15 protein-coding genes are annotated in these 18,437 nt (G+C 65.7%); 6 read left to right on the forward strand and 9 right to left on the reverse strand.

The window, feature by feature from the left end; all coding sequences use genetic code 11:
- Positions 1-32: 32 nt before the first annotated feature.
- Positions 33-1,331: a S1 family peptidase gene (locus tag CH266_RS16550; RefSeq protein ID WP_176457113.1), complete on the forward strand. Its 1,299-nt coding sequence runs from the start codon at positions 33-35 to the stop codon at positions 1,329-1,331.
- A gap of 140 nt (positions 1,332-1,471) precedes the next feature.
- Positions 1,472-2,524: a S1 family peptidase gene (locus CH266_RS16555; RefSeq protein ID WP_094715726.1), complete on the forward strand. Its 1,053-nt coding sequence runs from the start codon at positions 1,472-1,474 to the stop codon at positions 2,522-2,524.
- Positions 2,525-2,536: 12 nt separating this feature from the next.
- Here CH266_RS16555 and CH266_RS16560 read toward each other — a convergent pair whose 3' ends face one another.
- The 5 genes from CH266_RS16560 to CH266_RS16575 form a co-directional block, all read right to left on the reverse strand.
- The gene (locus tag CH266_RS16560) at positions 2,537-3,430 is read right to left on the reverse strand and encodes a glycoside hydrolase family 16 protein (RefSeq protein WP_176457114.1); all 894 of its coding nucleotides are present in this window, start codon (positions 3,428-3,430) and stop codon (positions 2,537-2,539) included.
- The gene (locus CH266_RS25425) at positions 3,427-3,654 is read right to left on the reverse strand and encodes a hypothetical protein (RefSeq protein ID WP_176457115.1); all 228 of its coding nucleotides are present in this window, start codon (positions 3,652-3,654) and stop codon (positions 3,427-3,429) included. Before CH266_RS25425 ends, CH266_RS16560 begins: the two co-directional genes overlap by 4 nt.
- Positions 3,651-5,876 carry a serine/threonine protein kinase gene (locus CH266_RS16565; RefSeq protein ID WP_094715728.1) on the reverse strand — a complete coding sequence of 742 codons (2,226 nt, stop codon included), beginning with the start codon at positions 5,874-5,876 and terminating at the stop codon, positions 3,651-3,653. The genes CH266_RS25425 and CH266_RS16565 overlap by 4 nt, the downstream gene beginning before the upstream one ends.
- Complete coding sequence (locus tag CH266_RS16570) at positions 5,873-7,027, reverse strand: glycosyltransferase family 2 protein (protein WP_176457116.1); 1,155 nt, start codon at positions 7,025-7,027, stop codon at positions 5,873-5,875. Before CH266_RS16570 ends, CH266_RS16565 begins: the two co-directional genes overlap by 4 nt.
- 99 nt (positions 7,028-7,126) lie before the next feature.
- Entirely contained in the window at positions 7,127-8,311 is a 1,185-nt protein-coding gene (locus CH266_RS16575) for a glycosyltransferase family 4 protein (RefSeq protein ID WP_094715730.1), read from the reverse strand.
- A gap of 141 nt (positions 8,312-8,452) precedes the next feature.
- Here CH266_RS16575 and CH266_RS16580 point away from each other — a divergent pair, with 141 nt between their 5' ends.
- On the forward strand, positions 8,453-9,796 hold the full coding sequence (locus CH266_RS16580) for a hypothetical protein (RefSeq protein ID WP_094715731.1): 1,344 nt from the start codon (positions 8,453-8,455) through the stop codon (positions 9,794-9,796).
- 61 nt (positions 9,797-9,857) lie between these two features.
- Here CH266_RS16580 and CH266_RS16585 read toward each other — a convergent pair whose 3' ends face one another.
- Positions 9,858-10,520 carry a hypothetical protein gene (locus CH266_RS16585; RefSeq protein WP_094715800.1) on the reverse strand — a complete coding sequence of 221 codons (663 nt, stop codon included), beginning with the start codon at positions 10,518-10,520 and terminating at the stop codon, positions 9,858-9,860.
- Between the two features lie 540 nt (positions 10,521-11,060).
- On the opposite strand from CH266_RS16585, the gene CH266_RS16590 reads away from it, so the two are divergent.
- Positions 11,061-14,450, forward strand: a complete 3,390-nt coding sequence (locus CH266_RS16590; RefSeq protein WP_094715732.1) for a (Fe-S)-binding protein — start codon at positions 11,061-11,063, stop codon at positions 14,448-14,450.
- 167 nt (positions 14,451-14,617) lie between these two features.
- On the forward strand, positions 14,618-14,887 hold the full coding sequence (locus CH266_RS16595; RefSeq protein ID WP_027495639.1) for a hypothetical protein: 270 nt from the start codon (positions 14,618-14,620) through the stop codon (positions 14,885-14,887).
- On the opposite strand, the gene CH266_RS16600 is transcribed toward CH266_RS16595, so the two are convergent.
- Positions 14,880-16,793, reverse strand: coding sequence for a dipeptidyl-peptidase 5 (locus tag CH266_RS16600; RefSeq protein ID WP_032372050.1), 1,914 nt, complete (start codon positions 16,791-16,793; stop codon positions 14,880-14,882). The genes CH266_RS16595 and CH266_RS16600 overlap by 8 nt on opposite strands.
- 100 nt (positions 16,794-16,893) lie before the next feature.
- Between CH266_RS16600 and CH266_RS16605 the strand changes: the two genes are divergently transcribed.
- Positions 16,894-17,130, forward strand: a complete 237-nt coding sequence (locus CH266_RS16605) for a hypothetical protein (protein ID WP_094715733.1) — start codon at positions 16,894-16,896, stop codon at positions 17,128-17,130.
- On the opposite strand, the gene CH266_RS16610 is transcribed toward CH266_RS16605, so the two are convergent.
- Together CH266_RS16610 and CH266_RS16615 are read right to left on the reverse strand one after the other, a co-directional pair.
- A complete protein-coding gene (locus CH266_RS16610; protein ID WP_032371866.1) occupies positions 17,127-17,831 on the reverse strand; it encodes an SOS response-associated peptidase in 705 nt (234 codons plus the stop codon). The two genes, CH266_RS16605 and CH266_RS16610, sit on opposite strands and share 4 nt — an antisense overlap.
- A 41-nt stretch (positions 17,832-17,872) precedes the next feature.
- A complete protein-coding gene (locus CH266_RS16615; RefSeq protein WP_230593079.1) occupies positions 17,873-18,427 on the reverse strand; it encodes a TetR/AcrR family transcriptional regulator in 555 nt (184 codons plus the stop codon).
- Between the last annotated feature and the right edge of the window lie 10 nt (positions 18,428-18,437).

Genomic DNA, 18,437 nt, shown 5'->3' on the forward strand with positions numbered 1-18,437 from the left:
CGCTGATGCCAAGCACCCGATGAAGGGATTTCATGCGTAACACCGGGGCTCTGCGTACTGCAGTGCTGTGCTCGACGGCTTTCGTACTTCTTGCTTCGTTCTCCGGAACAGCGGCAGCCGAACCTGTGGTTCAGTCGCCCGCCGATCAGCTTCCACGAGAGCTCGTCGAAGCCGTGCAGCGAGATCTGAAGATCTCCCCGCAGGAATACCTCGATCGTGCGGCGCGTGCACAGGAGCTGTCGGCCTACGCCTCGGACTTCCGGGCGAGCCGACCCGTCGATTTCGCCGGTGCCTGGATCGGGCCCGACGGTAATGCCGTCGTCGCCGTCACCTCTCCCGCAGCCGCGCAGGCCGTCGCCAAGGACGGCTATGCCACCGCGCAGTCGCCGGTGTCCGCGGACGGGCTGGAGAAGTCGCTGGCAGATCTGAACACGTGGATCGCCGGCCTCCCGCGTGAGATCTCCGAGCAGATCAACGGCACAGCCATCGACTTCATCGACAACCAGATCGTGCTGAATGTGGCGAACAGTCCGATCGGCAAGGCCCTGAACCTGCCGACCCTGCTGGCCAACATCAAGGTGATGCTCTCCCCCGGCGGCAACAAGCCGGCCGACCCGGCACCGATGGGCGGCGACACGTACGTCACCACCGCCGGGCCGATCGCCGACGCACCGCCGACCGAGATCAGCATCTGCTCGTTCGGCTTCAATGCCGTCGACGCCGACGGCAGCGCCGTCAATCTGACTGCGGGACACTGCAATCCGAACAAGGCCACGGGCGCCGGCGGAGCACCGGTGTACCTGCCCGATCCGGCCGACATCGCGCGCAGCTCCCAGATCGGCTCGTTCGATCGCTCGAGCCTGGGAGCACCGGACGGCCTCGACTGGTCGGTCATCGGCCTCGACGCCGCCGGACAGAAGGCCGGGCTGGACCGTCCCACCGTTCGCGGGGCCAACGGCAGCACCGTCACCGTCACCGGAACGGCATCCCCCGTCATCGGCGCACCCGTCTGCAAATCCGGGCAGTCGTCGTCGTTCACGTGCGGAGTGGTGGCCGCCGACCGCGTCGAGACGCAGCTCTTCATGGAGGACGGCACGTCGCGCACCGTGCGCGGCTTCGCCAGCACCGCATGCACATTGGCCGGAGACAGCGGCGGGGCCATCGTCACCGGCACGCTGGCACTCGGCATCACCAGCGGATCCAACAGCGGCGGAGCACCCGACTGCACCGAGGCGAACCTCGCGCTGGCGCAGTTCGGCGGCACCGCCAGCCTGGGCATTCCCATCGATCAGGTCACGAGCGCGACCGGAGCTACCGTCCGAACCGGGTAAACCGGCACGCCCGAGGCCGCCGACCCCCTATAGTTCGTGTGCGAAGTGAACGGCATCACATCGTTCGATGCCCGGGGGGGAAGGTCGTTATGCGTCGCCGCGCGTGTGCACTATCGGTTACTGCTGTCTCGTTGCTCTTCATGACGGTGGTGTCCACACCCACTGCCGTTGCGGCACCGCCCGAACCGGCGTCACTGGCCGACGCTGTGGCACGCGATCTCGGGCTCAGCCCTCAGCAGTTTCTCGACCGCGCCGACACAGCGCGCCGGTTGGCCGAGTTCACCGCCGCCGTCGGCCCGGCGGTCCGTGGGCATCTCGACGCGGCCGGGCTGCCGGTCGTCGCGGTCGCCGACGGACCGTTCCACGCGGATGTGGTCGACGCGGCGACGGCCGCCGGATTCGTGATCGACCGGGCTGTATTCGACATCCCGGCCCCCGTCCTCGATGCCTTCGGTCCGCTCCTCGACCGGGTGCCGTTCGATCCCTCGCTCACCGCAGGGCCCATTCGCGCCAGTTCGTACCTCGGCGGCGACAGCTTTCTCGCCGGCACCCCAGCCGGGGCCGGTCTGCGTTGCTCGTTGGGCTTCAATGCCGTCGACCGGACGCGTGGTGCCGTCAACATCACTGCAGGACACTGCGATCCGGGCGAGTCGAGCACAGGGTCCGCCGTCACGACGGGCGCGTACCCCATGTACGGCAGCCTCGTCGGCTCCAAGTTCGGCTCGTTCTATCGAACCAGCCGGGCGCACAACGACTATGCGCTCATCGACATCGACGACGGCAACACCGGGGAATTCGAGAGCAACGCGATGCGAGTTCCCGGATCCGGCCCATTGTTGATCACCGGCACGGTGGATCCGGTCGTCGGCGCGCCGGTCTGCAAATCCGGAGCCACCACCGGATTCAGTTGCGGCACAATCCTGTCGACGGGCCAGCACGTCACCATGGGCGGCAATGTCCTGGACCGCAGCTTCTCCACGTCGATCTGCGCGCTGCGCGGCGACAGCGGTGGCCCCATCGTCAGTGGCACGCTCGCCGTGGGCATCGCGAACGCGTCGAACGTGGGCGATCAACCCTCGTGCGAGATCGCGACCGTCGTCAGCATGCTGCAGGGTCAGCGCCCGGAACTGTTCGCGACGCCGATCAACGACATTCTCGCCGAGAACCCGGGCCTGACGGTTCGTACGTCGTAGGTCGGCTCCGGGTCAGTTCTGTTGTTCCAGCAGAACCGATCCCGACGCCGTGTCCTCCACGGCGGACGGTGTCCCGTCCGATTCGTACACCGACACCCAGTCCACATCCACGTTCGCGACGTCGGGTGTTCCCGCCCGGCCGCATTCTCCGACACCCCAGGATTCGAGCTTGGTGCAGGCACCCGCTTGGGCCTGGATGCCCAACCACATCGGCTTGTCCGGGATGGATGCTCCCAGTGGTGTTCGCGCCCAGACCTTTCCGTTGACCAGATACCTGATCTGCTCGGGGTCCCATTCCACTCCGACGGTCTGCCAGTCGTTGGTGTCCAACTGCAGATTCGCCTGTGAGAAGTGACGGTCTCCTTCTGCACCGCTCCAGTGCAGGAACGACGACATCGTCTGTCTGGTCCCGTCGGCGCTCTCGGCGATGTCGATCTCCGGCGGCCACACCTCGTCGGCGGGCCACAGCAGAATGTGGTAGCTGATCTCGTCGGAGCGGTCCGCACGCAGCCGTACGTCCCACTTGCCGTACCTCTGCGACACAGGCGAATTCGAGACGCCGCCGGTCACCCAGCGGCCGTCCTTCTGCTCGGCGCGCAGCCGGAGTGCGCCACCGGTGACCGAGGCCTGTTCGTACTCCCACCAACTGGCCGGGTCGCCTCCGGGTTGGCCGTAGTACGCACCCCAGTCGTCACCGAGATCGCACCGGTCGAAATCGTCGACGAAGGTCTGCCGCCACCCCGGTAGGTCCTCCCGGGGCACAGCTTCACCCGACATGACGTCGTCCGCCATGGGGTCGCACCGTTCGCTGCTGACCAACTCGGGTTGGGGTCCGGTCGACTGCGCACAGGACACCGTCGTCGCCACGACCAGCAGGGCCACCGACAGGCCGCGAAAGATTCTCACTCCCAGATCGCGATCTGTTGGAACCGCACGATCACGACGACTGCGGCCAGGAGCAACAGCACGATCAGTGTCGCGGAGAGCACCACTGCGCGGTTGATGCGTCCGCTGCCGCCGCGCCCGATCGCACCGTCGGAGGGCACCTCGCGTTCGCGTAGTACCGACGCGACGATCAGCGCCGCGAACAGGGCACCGAATGCGAGGAAGCCGAGCCACAGATCGGTCATTTGAGCACCACCGGTGGGGTGGACGCATTCTGCAGAATGGTCAGGTCGGCGGTTTCGACAACCACGCGATACTCGTCGGATCCGACCAACATGCCCAGCTGTTGGTCGACGACCGATTGCGAATATCCGTACTGCAGGTAGATCTGCGCCGACGATTGTCGAGTGGTGAACACGAAGTCGGGGTTCTCCTTTCGAACGCACCCGCTGAGATCGTCGAGGCACTCGAACGATTCCATGGTCGCCACTCTGACGTCGTCGAAGTAGCGTGCGGACACCAGCCCGGCCGCCGTTCCGATGACCATGATTTCCGAGCCCTGCGGAACCGACCGCATCAATGCGTCTCCGTATCGGATCTGATCCTCGTCGGTGTGCTCGAACGAGGTGTTCAACCCACGAGTTGCCGTCAGTATCAAGGCAATTCCGAGGATTGCCGCGGTCGCGGCGACGGTGCGCGACCAGTGCCGAGGCTGGGCCGATCGACCCGTGAACCGTCGAATGACCGCGAAGGTGCGCACCAACGCGTCCGCGGCGTAGGGCGCGATGAACGGCGACGCCAGCACGAAGCACCGGATCACCACCTCACCGCCGTAGCTCTGCACCAGCACCAAACCGAAGGGCACCATGCAGAGCAATCCGCCGATGAGCCACGTCTTGCGTCGGCGGTAGGTCAGCCAACCGGCGAACGCGAACATCAGCAGCGCGCCCGACGCCGCCAACCGCAGATACTGCATCTTCTGGTAGAGCGGATCGGCACCGATCCGGTCGCTGACGCCGCCCTGTACCGCGCCCGACACCTGTCCCACATCGCCGAGCACGTACGCGAGGTGGCCCTTCCAGTAGTCGACGGCTCCGTAACTGAACCAGGCCACGAACAGCGCGACCGCGAACAGCCACAGCAGTCGGTACCGCGTGGTTCCGGTGAGCGAGAACAGGAACAGCGCCGCGATCAACACGATGGGCGTGAGCTGGTGAGTGATGACGATCGCCGCGATCAGGACGATCATCAGCGCCTCGATCGCAAGGGTGCGGCCGGCACCGACACCGGGGACCGTGCCCAGAGTTCGCCGCGGCACCGTGACGATCCACCGACGCCACGACCGCGGGGCCGACGGCAGGGGCGCACTGCGTAACTGCCACAGCAGCAAGGCGCAGATGGTCAGGTACAGCATGGTCGCCGTCGGCTGCGGCGCGAAGTAGTCCTGCTGGTACCAGTTGAACGACAGGTAGAGGATCACCGCGATCCACGCGACGCGCCTGCGCCCGGTCAGCGACAGCGCGATCGAGTACAGCGGCAACATGGTCACGCCGCCGTAGAAGAGCGGAGCCCACAGCAGCATCGGAGACAGGTCCGACAACGCGCCGGCACCCGACATATGAGCTCCGGCAGAGAAGAATCCGGCCCAACTGAATCGCGCGTCCGACGGTGGTGGCAGACCTTGCAGAGACGCGATGATGTCGATCAGCCCGCGATGGGTGTACGCCGTCGGGATCGACGTGACGCCGTCGGCCAACGACACGTACATCGTGGTGAACATGATCAGAGCGAGACCGGCCGCGCCGAGTACCACCGGGTCGAGTCGGGCCCGCGAGAGCGCCACGGCGATCACGGCCGCCACGATCGCCAGCGCGACGAGGTAGCTGAAGCCGATGTGGGTGATGACGCCCAACGCCCCGGACGCCTGCGGCCTGAGCACCTTCGTCGCGTGAGCGAACAGCACGACGGCGACGGCCACCGCGCCGAGCAGTGCGTACCGGGTCACCACCGCAGTCCGGTCCGGGCGCGGTCGAGGCACCGCCGGCACCAACGTTCGCGACGCCCACAGAATGAGCGCGGCGGACACCGCACAGATGTAAAGCTGCACCGTCACCGGACGCAGATTCCCGGTGACGACCTCGGCCTGCGCGATGATCAGCATCGTCGCGAACGAAATCGAGACAGTCACCGAACCGACCAGTGCCGGCTGTCGGAGGCGCAGCAGCACCGCGATGGGTGCCCCGGGCAACAGCGTCACGGCGGCGACGACCACGGCGACTCGGAGCCCGTTGGGTACCGCACCCGCGTGATCGGATCCGGCAAGGATGGCCAGCAGCGTCGACGCGATGGCGACCGCTGCGGCAGCGAACAGCAGCGCTTGTGCCCCGCGATAGCTCGAGTCGGGGCGCGTCGGATCGGCTCGACCTACCGTGTCCTCGGGTGCGTCGGCGGTGTCGGTGACCGTCATGAATTGATCCCGGAGCCGCGGACCGTGATGGCCTTGACGTACAGGAACGGCCCGCACAGGTAGCCGTAGAGCTCGGTGAGCTTGAGGTCGCGAGGCATCGGCGGAGCCCCGTCCGCGAAGCGGTTCTCCTCGGGTGCGAGAAGCATGCGGAATGCGGTCGGGAGCCGGCCGAGCAGTGCGCGGGCCGGAGCTCCGCCGTCGAGGAAGAGTTTGGTGACGATGGCGGCCATTCCGCTTCCGTACCCGAACATCTGCTCGCGCAACGCTTCGTGATCGGCTCGATGATGATGGCCGACGACGGCCGTCGGGTCGTAGACGATCGTTCCCCCGCGCAGCACTGCACGTCGGAACAGCTCGAGGTCCTCACCGCCTTTGGTGGGCGTGCCCGGGCCGATCCTCTCGTCGAATCCCGCGAGCGAGTCGAAGGCAGTCTTTCGGAACGACATGTTGTTGCCGCTGCCCATCTCCCCGGCCGTATAGGGGAACAGCGCTGCGGTGCCGCGTGCACCCAGTTCTTCGTCGATCGACCCGGTCGGCGCGAGGGTCCAGACCGTGCGCGTCGATCCCTTCTCGAACAGCCCCGATTCCTCGAACCACCGCTGCTGATCGGTCTCGACAGCCAGTCCGACGACCCGCCCGGTCACCCCGGCCACCACACCGTCTCGGTCTGCCGCGTACACCTGCGCCACGGCGGCGAGCCACTGAGAATCCGGTTCGGCGTCGTCGTCGGTGAAGGCGATCACGCGGCCCGACGCGTGCCGGGCACCGGTGTTTCTGGCTCGCGAGACCCCGCGGCGCGGCTCACGGACGACGATGCAGCGGGGATCGTCGATCGACCTCAACGCGTCGTCCACCCGTCCCGACGTGGGTGCGTTGTCCACCACCACGATCTCCACGGCCGGGTAGGACTGCGCGAGCACGGCCTCGACCGTGCCCGACAGCGACAGCCTGCCCACGGTTCCCACGACGACGGTGATGAGGTCGCCGTCGACGAACGGCTCTGCCGCGCGCAGGGGTTCCGGCGACCGTCTGGGTGCGAGGACCCAGCCGGCCCCGGCCAGGGTCGCGGTCGCAGTCGCGGCCAGAACGGCAACGCCGACCCGCTGCGGGGTGCGGCGGCGCGGGACGCCGGGGGCCATGTGGTCGAGCATCAAGAACTCCGATTCGGTACGAGCGTGTGCGTGCGGATGCCCCGACATCCGCACGGCTGGGTTGCGTCGTCGGCTCCGCTGCAGAGCCGATGCGTCACGTCATGTGATGCGCTTCTTCCCGATTGCTGAACTGTAGATGTCGGCGAAATGCTTCGCGCGATGTTGGGAATCGAATCGCGCGACTGCTTGCCCTCGCGCGGCCTCGGCGAGGGTGGCGGCCAGGCCGCGATCGGTCAGCATCCTGCACAACTGCGTGGCCAGCGAGTCGACGTCGCCGGTTCGGGCAACGAGGCCGGTGTGCTCGTGCGAGACGAAGTCGACCAGGCCCCCGGTGTCGCTCACCACGACCGGCACCGCACAGGCCTGTGCCTCGAGGGCGATGAGCCCGAAGGGCTCGTCCTGTGACGGGCAGGCCAACACATCCACGGCACGCAACGTCGACGCCACCGCGTCTGTGCGGCCGAGGAAACGATGCGCACCGGGCAGCAACCGTTCCGCGGCCTGCTGCAACTCGACGAGGTAGCCACCGTCGTCCTCGCTGGGCGCGCCGACGATCGCCAGATGCGCGTCGACTCCGGACCGACGCACCCGCGCCACGGCGTCGATCAGTACGTCGAGCTTCTTCTCGCGATCGATCCGGCCGACGGCTGCGATCAGTGGAGCATCGGGGTCGGCGGTCATGTCGGCCCGCAGAGCCGGGTCACCGGCACCCGGCGCGAAGGCCGTGGTGTCGATTCCCTGGTGCACCACGCTCACCCGTCCACGCGCACGCGTCGGGAGTTGCTGTGCTGCAGCTGTGCTGACGGCCACCGTGTGGGTTGCCGTCGCCGCGATCGCGGCGAGCAGTGTGCGCCCCGGTCCGGCGGGGACGATGTCGTGAAATTCGACGACGACCGGGGTGCGTGCGAGTCGGGACGCGAGCACCGCGTCGGGATGCAGCAGCAGATGGTTGGAATGTACGACGTCGAAGTCGCGGGCAGCTCGCCGAAGTTTCGACACCGTGCGTGCGCTCTTCGGTACCTGCGCCGCGAGCCCGCCGATGGGATGCAGAGAATTCTCGCCCTGACGATGGATTCCGATGCGTTGCGGCAGGTCCAGCGGCAAGAACGGCAGGCCGGCGGCTCGCCACCACTGTTCGGTGTCGCTGCCACCGGGCGCACCCAGAGTGACGGTCACGCCCAGGGGACGCAATGCCAGCGCCACGTTTCGCAGACTGTGATCGGTTCCGCCCACCGATGTCGACAGCGAGACCGCGAGTACTTGCACTTCGCTGACTCCGTCCACGACTCCGGTTTCCTGTCCAATAGTTTGTTTGACTCCATTACATCGTACTCAGAGTTGGCTGGAATGCCCATTTGAGTTCATACTGCTTCTGAGGCTTTCATAAACAAGAAGTAAAGCCGTCTATCGGAAGGGACCTACGCGATGAACGTGGTCTTTCCCTCGCACGTCACGGTTCACGAGACCGATGTCGCGCTTGCGGGTAACTGGACCGTGGTGGCTTTCGGTCCTGTCGATCATGGTGGCGTCGACGGGATCCGCCGGGCGCTACGCACGACAATGAGCGTCGGCCCGGCCGCGCGAGTGGGCCTGCGTCCAGATTCCGGCACCCGTCGCTGGCGATACGATCCCGGCGCCCCACTGCACGCCGTCCGGGAAGACTCCGCGATCACCGAGGACGACTACGACACCGCGATGTCGCAGCTACTGGCCACGCACGACCCCGCCGAGCCACTGTCCATCACGGTGCGCGGCGACCACGTGGTGTTCTACATGGATCACGGGCTCGGCGACGGCCAGATGATCATCAACCTCTCCCACACACTCGCTGATGCCGACGCTCGCAACGGCATCGTGCCCCGCTGGGCAACGGCAGCGCGCACGCGTCACCCGCTCGCCGTAGCAGCGATGCGCTGTTTCGGAACCGATCCCAGGCGAGTTGCGCAGCTACTGCGCTCGCGCGTTCGGCCGGGCATCGGCGTGTGCGGCCGCAAGCATGCAGGTGGCGGGTCGGCCGGTCACGGGTCCACACAGACGGCATCTACACAGGCGGCGTCGACCGCCGCAGGCTCACCCGTCGAGGTGGTGGCCGCGGCCGCCACGATCGAGTGCACCCGAGAACTCGCGAGGTGGCGAGACGATCACCGACCCGGACAGTCGATCTCGATCCTGTTCTTCGCCGCCCTCGATGCCGCACTGCGCGCCGAAGGACTGGCCGTCGACGATGTCGCCAAAGTACTGTTCGACGTCCGCCGGTACCTACCACCCGAGCTGACCACCCTTGCGAACCTGTCAGCCGGTATCGACGTCTACCTCCCCGACACGACCGACACCGTTCTCCTGTCCCGCCAATGGCGACGAATCATCGACTGCGGGCACCCGATCGCAAACCTGATGCTGGTCGCACTTCGCTCGAAACTGGCCAGGTTGCGCTCCGCCCGCGCGACCGACACCCTGCCGCCCACCGCACCCGACACCATCCGTCTGGCCTTGTCCGACATGGGCCGGCATGCCCGATTGAACGACATCGCCTTCGTCGGCGAGACACAGGGCTCGTACCGAGTCATGGTGGCACCCGCGAGCCACGGACACATCACCCTGACGACCGCGCGACTACACGACTCCATTCGCGTCGCCGCGTCGTTCCACTCGCACGTCGTCGATGCCGACACCATCCGACGGGCACTACGCGCCGCCTGCTCGACGCCCATCGCATTCCTCGAAGCCGACGCATCGACCGCAGCCGTCGCCACGAATCCTGCTGCCTGACAACACAAAAGAACCCACGACCTCGACGAGATCGTGGGTTCTTTCGAAGAATGCGCTGTGACTACTTGGCCCAGACCGACGTTCCGGGAGCAGCGTTCAACGTGTTGAGCAGATCCATGCCGGCAACGACGAGGGTCGGACCGCCGGCGGAGATGGTGCCGACCAAGCCTCCGACAGCAGCAGCGATGGGAACAGTGACGACCCCGCCGACGCCAGCCAACGGGAGACCAAGCAAGAAGCCGACGCCCGCACCAATGATGGTTCCGGTCAATCCGCCGACTGCGGTCGCGATTCCGAGCTGCGACGAGAAGTTCTGCTGGGCCTTGTAGTTCTCTTCGGGCGAGGCGACCGTCGTCGCGCCGATGCTGCGCGAGTTGGCCGAGGCCTTCGTCAAGTCGAGCTGCGGCACCAGACGCAGGGTCTTGCCGTTCTCGTCGACGTTCTGCTCGTACGGGAAGTTCAGTCCGCCGAGGTTGAACGACAGCGGGAGGGTGACGAGTGTGTTGTCGGCGGCGTCGAGGACGTCGACGGTCTTGCCGTCGTCGGCAACCTTGAAGACGCCCGCATCGATGGTGGTGACGATGGTGCGGTCTTCGAGCTCGACGGAGTAGTTCGTGTCGGGGGTCGTGGCGCTGGTGTCGGGCTGCGCGTAGGCGGTTCCGCTGGCCAGACCCGTAGCAACTGCTACGAGAGCCGAGGTGACGACCAGTTTGCTGAGTTTCATGTGGTGTTGTGTTCCGTTTCTGTGCATGTGCTGCAGTGCTTTTGGCGGCAAACCGTCGAACGCGACATCACCCCGAATGACGTCCTCGCACCTCTGGTCCACAGGCAGTGTAAACCATCAATCAGACCGGTCGTTGTGCTACCGACCCTTTACCGTGTCCGAAAAGTTATGAACAATCACAACGCCCGAATCGGACAGAAAGATCGCACTTTCGTTCGGTTTAACCGGCCTTTTTCTTCCACGCCGCAGCCGTCGGTAAACCTCGGACATCGGGCCGATTCGGCCGGGTTAGGTCTGCCTTCTCGCAGGAGTCACAAGCCCGTACGCCTAACGTGATGCGGGCGACAACCTACTGACGAGTTCAGCCCACCCGTCGGACGGTCCCGTGCGCGCAACCACCAGCGTCGCTCCAGGCGATTCTGACCTAAGTTACCCGTCGGTAGATTTCGCGATCTACTGGCAGGTAACATCGCTGTATTCCTCTCGACGGGCTGGACCCGCGGTAGCTGCTCCAGCTGCCACTGAACGAAAGGCCGCGACATGAACGCCCTGACGATCACGTTGGGCACAGTCGGTGCTCTGCTCAGCCTCGTGTGTTGGTACGCCTTCATTCGTGGCGCCCTGCGCATGTTCAACATCGTGAGGCTGGGTCAGCCGGCACCCGACCGTTGGCGACCGATCGTCCCCCGCTTCAAGCAGATGATCATCGAGTTCGCCGCGCACACCAAGATGGTCAAGTTCCGCACCGTCGGCTGGGCGCACTGGCTGGTAATGATCGGCTTCATGGTCGGGTCCGTGTTCTGGTTCGAGGCCTACGGACAGACGTTCAACCCCGAGTTCCACTGGCCCATCGTCGGCGACACCGCCGTCTACCACCTGATGGACGAGATTCTCGGGCTCGGCACCGTCATCGGCATCACCACGCTGATCATCATTCGCCAGCTCAACCACCCGCGTAAGCCCGAGCGTCAGTCACGCTTCGCCGGCTCCGGGTTCAAGGCCGCCTACTTCGTCGAGGCCGTTGTCCTCATCGAGGGCCTGGGCATGGTGTTCGTCAAGGCGGGCAAGATCGCCACCTACGGACACGCGAACCCCTACACCGACTTCTTCACGATGCGCCTCGCCGAGCTGTTGCCCGCCAACTCCAACATGGTGTCGATCTTTGCTCTGATCAAGCTGATGTCCGGCATGATCTGGCTCTACATCGTGGGCACCCGCATCAACTGGGGCGTCGCGTGGCACCGCTTCACCGCGTTCCCGAACATCTACTTCAAGCGTATGGACGACGGCACCGTCGCCCTCGGTGCCGCCAAGCCGATGATGTCCGGCGGCAAGGTCCTCGAGATGGAAGAGGCCGATCCCGACGTCGACGCGTTCGGTGCAGGCAAGATCGAAGACTTCAGCTGGAAGGGCTGGCTCGACTTCACCACGTGCACCGAGTGCGGCCGCTGCCAGTCGCAGTGCCCTGCCTGGAACACCGGCAAGCCCCTCTCCCCCAAGCTGCTGATCATGTCGCTGCGCGATCACAGCCACGCCAAGGCCCCGTACCTGCTGGCCGGCGGCAAGAAGGACATGGCGGGCGACGAGGTCGGACTCGTCGATGCCGAGGGCAACGTCGACCAGAAGGCGCTCGACGCCATTCCGCAGAATGCTCGCGACGAAGCCGATCGCAAGCTCGTCGCCGACGCCATCGAAGGCGGCATCATCGATCCCGAGGTGCTGTGGAGCTGCACCACCTGCGGTGCGTGCGTCGAGCAGTGCCCGGTGGACATCGAACACGTCGACCACATCATCGACATGCGTCGCTACCAGGTACTGATCGAGTCCGAGTTCCCGTCCGAGCTCGCCGGCTTGTTCAAGAACCTGGAGAACAAGGGCAACCCGTGGGGCCAGAACTCCAAGGACCGCCTCAACTGGATCAACGAGATGGACTTCGACATCCCGGTCTTCGGCCAGGACGCCGATTCGTTCCAGGACTACGAGTACCTCTTCTGGGTCGGCTGCGCCGGAGCCTACGAGGACCGCGCCAAGAAGACCACCAAGGCCGTCGCCGAACTGCTCGCCACCGCAGGCGTGAAGTTCATGGTGCTGGGCGCGGACGAGACCTGCACCGGCGACTCCGCTCGCCGCGCAGGCAACGAGTTCCTGTTCCAGCAGCTCGCGATGCAGAACATCGAAACACTGAACAACGTGTTCGACGGCGTCGAGCAGAGCAAGCGCAAGATCGTCGTCACCTGCGCCCACTGCTTCAACGCGCTCGGCAACGAATACCCGCAGGTCGGCGGTGACTACGAGGTGGTCCACCACACGCAGCTGCTCAACCGACTCGTGCGGCAGAAGAAGCTGATCCCGGTGGCCTCGGTCAGCCAGGACATCACCTACCACGATCCGTGCTACCTCGGCCGTCACAACAAGGTGTACGACGCCCCGCGTGAGCTCATGGCTGCGTCGGGCTCCAACCTCAAGGAGATGCCGCGTCACGGTGAGCGGTCCATGTGCTGTGGTGCCGGTGGCGCTCGTATGTGGATGGAAGAGAACATCGGCAAGCGCATCAACATCGACCGGGTCGACGAGGCGCTAGCGACCAACCCGAAGAAGATCGCCACGGGCTGCCCGTTCTGCCGCGTCATGCTCACCGACGGTGTCACCGCACGGCAGGAAGGCGGCGCACACGAGGGCGTCGAGGTTGTCGACGTCGCGCAGCTGATGCTCGAATCGATCACCCGCGTCGAGTCCTCGGTACTGGCCGAGAACATCAAGGTCATCCCCCGCGAGCAGACTCCCGAAGAGAGGCTGGCCACCGAAAAGGTCGCAGCCGTCGAGGAGAAGGGGCGCGTCGAAGAGATCGAGGTCGCAGCCGAAGGCGGCGATCCCGAAGCCGAGACGAAGAAGGCGCAGCCGACCAAGGCTGCTGGTGGCCTGAAGATGAAGGGACTTGCGAAAGCTCCCGGAGCCAAGGCACCCAGTTCTGCGCCCACCAACGCCGAAGCCGACAAGACGTCGGGGCACTCGGCCGATACCGCCGCGGACGCATCGAAGCCCAAGGGCCTCGGTTTGGCCGGTGGCAAGGCACCCGGCGGCAAGGGTCTGCAGATGAAGGGCAAGGCACCCGGCGCGAAGGCGGCTGCCCCGGCACCGGCCGACGCTCCCGCGGCAACCGAAGCACCTGCTCCCGCAGAGGCCTCCGAGTCGACTCCGACCGTCAAGCCCAAGGGCCTGGCCGTGAAGTCCGGATTCAAGAAGCCCGGCGCGAAGGCACCCGGCAAGCCCGCCGACGCTGCTCCTGGGGCGTCGACACCCGCCCCGGAAGCGGCCGATGATGCAGCGGAATCACCCTCTGCTGCAACTGAATCCGTAGCCACAGAATCCAAGCCGACCGTTCAGCCCAAGGGTCTGGCCGTGAAGTCCGGATTCAAGAAGCCGGGAGCCAAGGCACCGGGCAAGCCTGCTACCGAAGCCCCTGCGTCCGAGGCTCCTACTGCTGAGGCACCGGCTACCGAGGCCACGGCGTCCGAGGCATCCGCCACCGAGGCTGCTGCAACGGAGCCTGCTGCAACCGAATCCGTAGCAGCAGAATCCAAGCCGACCGTCCAGCCCAAGGGTCTGGCCGTGAAGTCCGGATTCAAGAAGCCGGGCGCGCGGACACCGGGTGCGGCCGCCGCTGCACCTGCGGCGACACCAGCCGAGCCGGCTGCAGCAGAGCCCGAAAAGGCCGAGCCGACACCGGAAGCTGAGGCACCGATCACCGAAGCACCGGTCACCGAAGCGCCAGAGGCCGAGGTACCGGAAACAGAGGCTCCGAAGGCAGAAGCGTCGGACACTGCGGCCGAGACCACATCCAACGGTTCGGGTGATCGCACCCCGCCCAAGCCGAAGGCCGGTGGACTCGGATTCGCTCCGGGTGCAAAGGTTCCGGGTCGCCGGAAGTAACCTCACACCCCTTTTACCGACTGCGCGCCCCTGCTCACTTCAGAGCAGGGGCGCGCAGTCGTCGGTAGGGGTGTGAAGTCCCTGCTGGACCCCCGCGGCGGTGGACGAATCGGACATCGTGAGTATGGTCGGAACCGAACTGCATACCCGAAGAAGTAGGAGCAGGCATGACCGACGACGCGGACAAGCTCTTTCGCCGCTACGACGAGTGGTGGACGGCGCTGTCGCCCGACGATCGAGCGCATGTCGAGAAGTGCTGCGAGTCCGGCCGCACCGACGAGCGCCTCTGTGCATTGGTGATCGAGCACAACGGCCCGTCGAAGGCGGCGTTCGAGGCGGGCAGCAAACTGTCCGTCGGCAACAGCAAGTACTGCGCGATCCCCAGCGCGCTGCTCGAATTTCTCGAGGCGAAGCGCGCACACCCACCACTCAGCTAGACGGTCGCCACAGCTCCAGTTCGGGGATTCCTGGTGGGGTGAATCCCATGACCTGACCGTAGAACGACAGCTCCGATTCTCGGGCGTTCACCTGTGTTTCGAGTTTGCGGAATCCGTGGGACTCACCGGCGTACGTGAGGTAGGCGTGCGGTATTCCCTTCTCCACCATGGCGTCTCGGAATCGCTCGGCCTGCGAGGGCGGCACGATGGGATCGTCGAGACCCTGCAGCAGCAGTACCGGGCACGAGAGTCCGTCGACGTTGTTCACCGGCGCGCGAGTGCGATACAGGTCGATGGCCTCGGGCAGCGGCCCGATGAGCCCGTCGATGTAGCGGGACTCGAAATCGTGCGTCTCGGCGACGAACATCTCCAGTTCGGCGACGCCGAAGTACGAAGCACCGCAAGCGAATACGTCGGACGATGTGAGCGCGGCCAATACCGTCCAGCCACCTGCCGAACCACCTTCGATGGCCAGCCGGTTCGGGTCGGCGAGGCCGGCGTCAGCCAATCCACGGACCGCGGCGATGGTGTCTTCGACGTCGACCACGCCCCACTGCCCACGCAACCGGTTACGGTATTCGCGCCCGTACCCACTGGATCCGCCGTAGTTCACATCGACGACGCCGATGCCGCGGCTGGTGAAGTATGCGAACACCGGGTTCAACGCCGGCGCCACGTGTGCCGTAGGACCGCCGTGCACGAACGCGACATACGGCGGTAGTTCGCCGTCGAGCCCCTCGTAGGACGGGTTACGTGGTGCGTACGCGATGGCATGCACTTCGCGATCCGGTCCCTGGAAAGTGACCTGACGCCCCGGGGGCAGGTATTCGACATCCGGTATCGACTCGAAACTCGAACGCACACTGCGTAATTCGCGGGTGGCCAGGTCGACTGCGAACAGTCCCGACGGCACCTGCGCACCGCCGCCCCGGAGCAGAACCGTCGATCCGAGCCGTCCCCCGAGCCCCACCGATGTCACTCCGTCGAGTTCGATGTCTTCGAGGGTGCCGGTGGCGGGGTCGAGAACGGCGAGCGTATCGGTCCCGACGGTGCGAACGGTCAGCAGCGTGCCGTCGTCGAGAACGTCGTACCAGCGGGCTCCGAGTTGCCAGAGCGGGGCACCGAAGTCTGCATCGAGGGTAGACACCGGCGTCGCTGCGCCGTCCAGCGTGACCGAATACAGGTTCCACCAACCACTTCGGTCGCTGATGACGTACAGTGACTCGTCGTCGATCCATTCCGGCTGCAACACCGATTCCTCGGTCGAACCCGCCAACACAGTCCACGACGACGGATCCGCCAGCGATGCGACCCGCAGTTCTGTTCCGTCCCAGGGCATCTGCGGATGGTTCCAGGCGATCCACGCGATGCGGCTGCCGTCGGGTGAAAGCCTGGGGTAGGCAAGGAAATTCGATCCCGAGACCAGTGAGCGCACTCCGCCGCCGCCGAGGTCGATCGCGACGATGTCTCGGGTGACAGCTCCGGCGTCGTGCGTCTCGCGGACGGCGATCACGTCGGTACCGACCACCGACAGCTCCCCGTACCGAATGCTCGACGCCACAGCCGGGGCCGGGGTGAGCGGTAGTGGTGCGTCGCCGGGGGTGAGTCGGTAGATGCGTTGATCGGAGAATTCGGCGAATACCAGATCGCCGTTCGGCGTTGCCGTCCATGCGCCGCCGCCGTATTCGTGAACGCGGGTGCGGGCATTGAACGGTGCCGGCAGGATTGCCTCGACCTGTCCGTCGACGTGGCGGCAGATCGCGGTTCGGCCCTGTTCGGTGGGCCGCACCTCGGACCACCAGATCTCGTGTCCGACGAATCGTCCACCTTCGACGGGGTGGCCGGCCGACGACAGGTCGGCTGCGGTGATGGGCGAGGGCCAGGATCCGTACGCGAGAGCGGTCACCTGCTCCACCCTAGTGAACTCCACACGCACGTAACGCGCTGTTCATCGCACCTTCAACCGCGACACAGATGATGGTGGGACGCAGCACGAGGGAGAGATCATGCGCCGGACCACCACCCACTCCGTCGACCACGAGATTCTGACGTTCGGTCGTACCTGGCATGGGTACGGCGGCGGCAGTGCCGAGGACATCTATGTGGCGTTCGGGGTCGATGCGTCCACCTACTTCCGGCGACCCGAGCGCATCCTCGAATCCCCGGTGGCCGACGACCTGACTGCGAGCGAGCGAGCCGCGATGCTCGATATCTGCCGGCACCGCACCGACGGTCAGGGCTAGACCGGAGTCAACAGCTCGGGGCTGTTGTTCTTCACACTGTTCACCGCGGTACTCACCTCGTAGGGCTCGAGCCGTGGCTCCGGTATCGCGGCCAGCAGCTCGGACACCTCGTTCAGGTCCGTCAGCGTCGGATCGAGCCAACTCGCCCGCAGCTCCGGGGGCAGCACAACCGGTGAGCGATCGTGGATGTGCCCGAGGGCATCCGCAGCAGGCGAGGTGAGCACGGTGGCCGACCACACCCAGCGGTCCTCGTCGTCGTCGGCCTTGGTGGGGTCTCGCCACAGTTCGTACAGACCCGCCATCGCCAGCACGCCCTGCTCGTGCAGGAAGTACGGCACTTTGGCACCGTCGCGCTTCTCCCACTCGTAGTACCCGTCAGCCGGAATGATGCAGCGCCGACGACTTGCGGCCTTCTTGAACGACGGCTTCTCGGTGATCGTCTCGGACCTGGCGTTGATGAGCCGGGACCCGATCTTCGCGTCCTTCGCCCACGACGGAATCAATCCCCATCGCACCGAACGCAATTGGCGCACGGCGTCGGACTCGGGTTCGTCCTTGGGCGCGCGTTCGAGCACCGTTCTGATGGTCTGGGTCGGGGCGACGTTGTACGACGGCGGCACCTCGTCGCCCACTGTCTCGGCGATGTCGAAGACCGCCTGCAGGTCGCTGTCACTCCGGGTACTGGCATACCGTCCGCACATGGAACGAGATTGTCCCACCAACCACTGACAACCTCTACGGACTACAGGTTGCGGAACTCTGCCAGGACGGCGTCGAGGTGATCGTCCAGACGCATTCCCGACTCAACCCATCGCTCGCATGCCTCGTTCCACAGGGCCATCGTCATTCTCGACGTCAGCGAGGCTTTGTTGCGCTCGACACCGGCCGCGACGAGTCCAGCAGTCAGCGCCACCAGCATGTCGAGTTGAATCACTTGTTCACGGCCCCTGAGTCGGTCGCTCGCAGAGATGACTCGGTGGCGCACCGCGAAGCCGTCCCTATCGAGGTCGAGCGCGTCGGCAGCGGCGTGTAGCGCATCGTGCATCAGTGCGCCAAGATCGTCGGCGTAACCTTCGACGACCCCCGCCACAGCATCGAGCAAGGCCGTTTCTCCGGAGAACAGCACCGCATCTTTGTCTGCGAAGTATCGAAAGAACGAACGCGCGGACAGGTCCGCCCCGTCTGCGATCTGCGCGACGGTGGTGTTGTCGTAGCCCTGCTCTGCAAACAGCCGCAACGCTACGGACGCCAGCCGATCTCGCGTCCGGAGTTGACGTCGGGATGCAGGCGCTGACACCGCTCGAGTA

Source organism: Rhodococcus sp. 06-1474-1B (genome assembly GCF_002258885.1).
Taxonomy (GTDB): domain Bacteria; phylum Actinomycetota; class Actinomycetes; order Mycobacteriales; family Mycobacteriaceae; genus Rhodococcoides; species Rhodococcoides fascians.

What these genes read in the sequence shown, in the direction of transcription:
- CH266_RS16610 (WP_032371866.1), bottom strand. Translation starts at nt 17,831, where the DNA reads ATGTGCGGACGGTATGCCAGTACCCGGAGTGACAGCGACCTGCAGGCG.
- CH266_RS16585 (WP_094715800.1), bottom strand. Translation starts at nt 10,520, where the DNA reads ATGAAACTCAGCAAACTGGTCGTCACCTCGGCTCTCGTAGCAGTTGCT.
- CH266_RS16570 (WP_176457116.1), bottom strand. Translation starts at nt 7,027, where the DNA reads ATGCTCGACCACATGGCCCCCGGCGTCCCGCGCCGCCGCACCCCGCAG.
- CH266_RS16595 (WP_027495639.1), top strand. Translation starts at nt 14,618, where the DNA reads ATGACCGACGACGCGGACAAGCTCTTTCGCCGCTACGACGAGTGGTGG.
- CH266_RS16580 (WP_094715731.1), top strand. Translation starts at nt 8,453, where the DNA reads ATGAACGTGGTCTTTCCCTCGCACGTCACGGTTCACGAGACCGATGTC.
- CH266_RS16565 (WP_094715728.1), bottom strand. Translation starts at nt 5,876, where the DNA reads ATGACGGTCACCGACACCGCCGACGCACCCGAGGACACGGTAGGTCGA.
- CH266_RS25425 (WP_176457115.1), bottom strand. Translation starts at nt 3,654, where the DNA reads ATGACCGATCTGTGGCTCGGCTTCCTCGCATTCGGTGCCCTGTTCGCG.
- CH266_RS16605 (WP_094715733.1), top strand. Translation starts at nt 16,894, where the DNA reads ATGCGCCGGACCACCACCCACTCCGTCGACCACGAGATTCTGACGTTC.
- CH266_RS16590 (WP_094715732.1), top strand. Translation starts at nt 11,061, where the DNA reads ATGAACGCCCTGACGATCACGTTGGGCACAGTCGGTGCTCTGCTCAGC.
- CH266_RS16550 (WP_176457113.1), top strand. Translation starts at nt 33, where the DNA reads ATGCGTAACACCGGGGCTCTGCGTACTGCAGTGCTGTGCTCGACGGCT.
- CH266_RS16555 (WP_094715726.1), top strand. Translation starts at nt 1,472, where the DNA reads ATGACGGTGGTGTCCACACCCACTGCCGTTGCGGCACCGCCCGAACCG.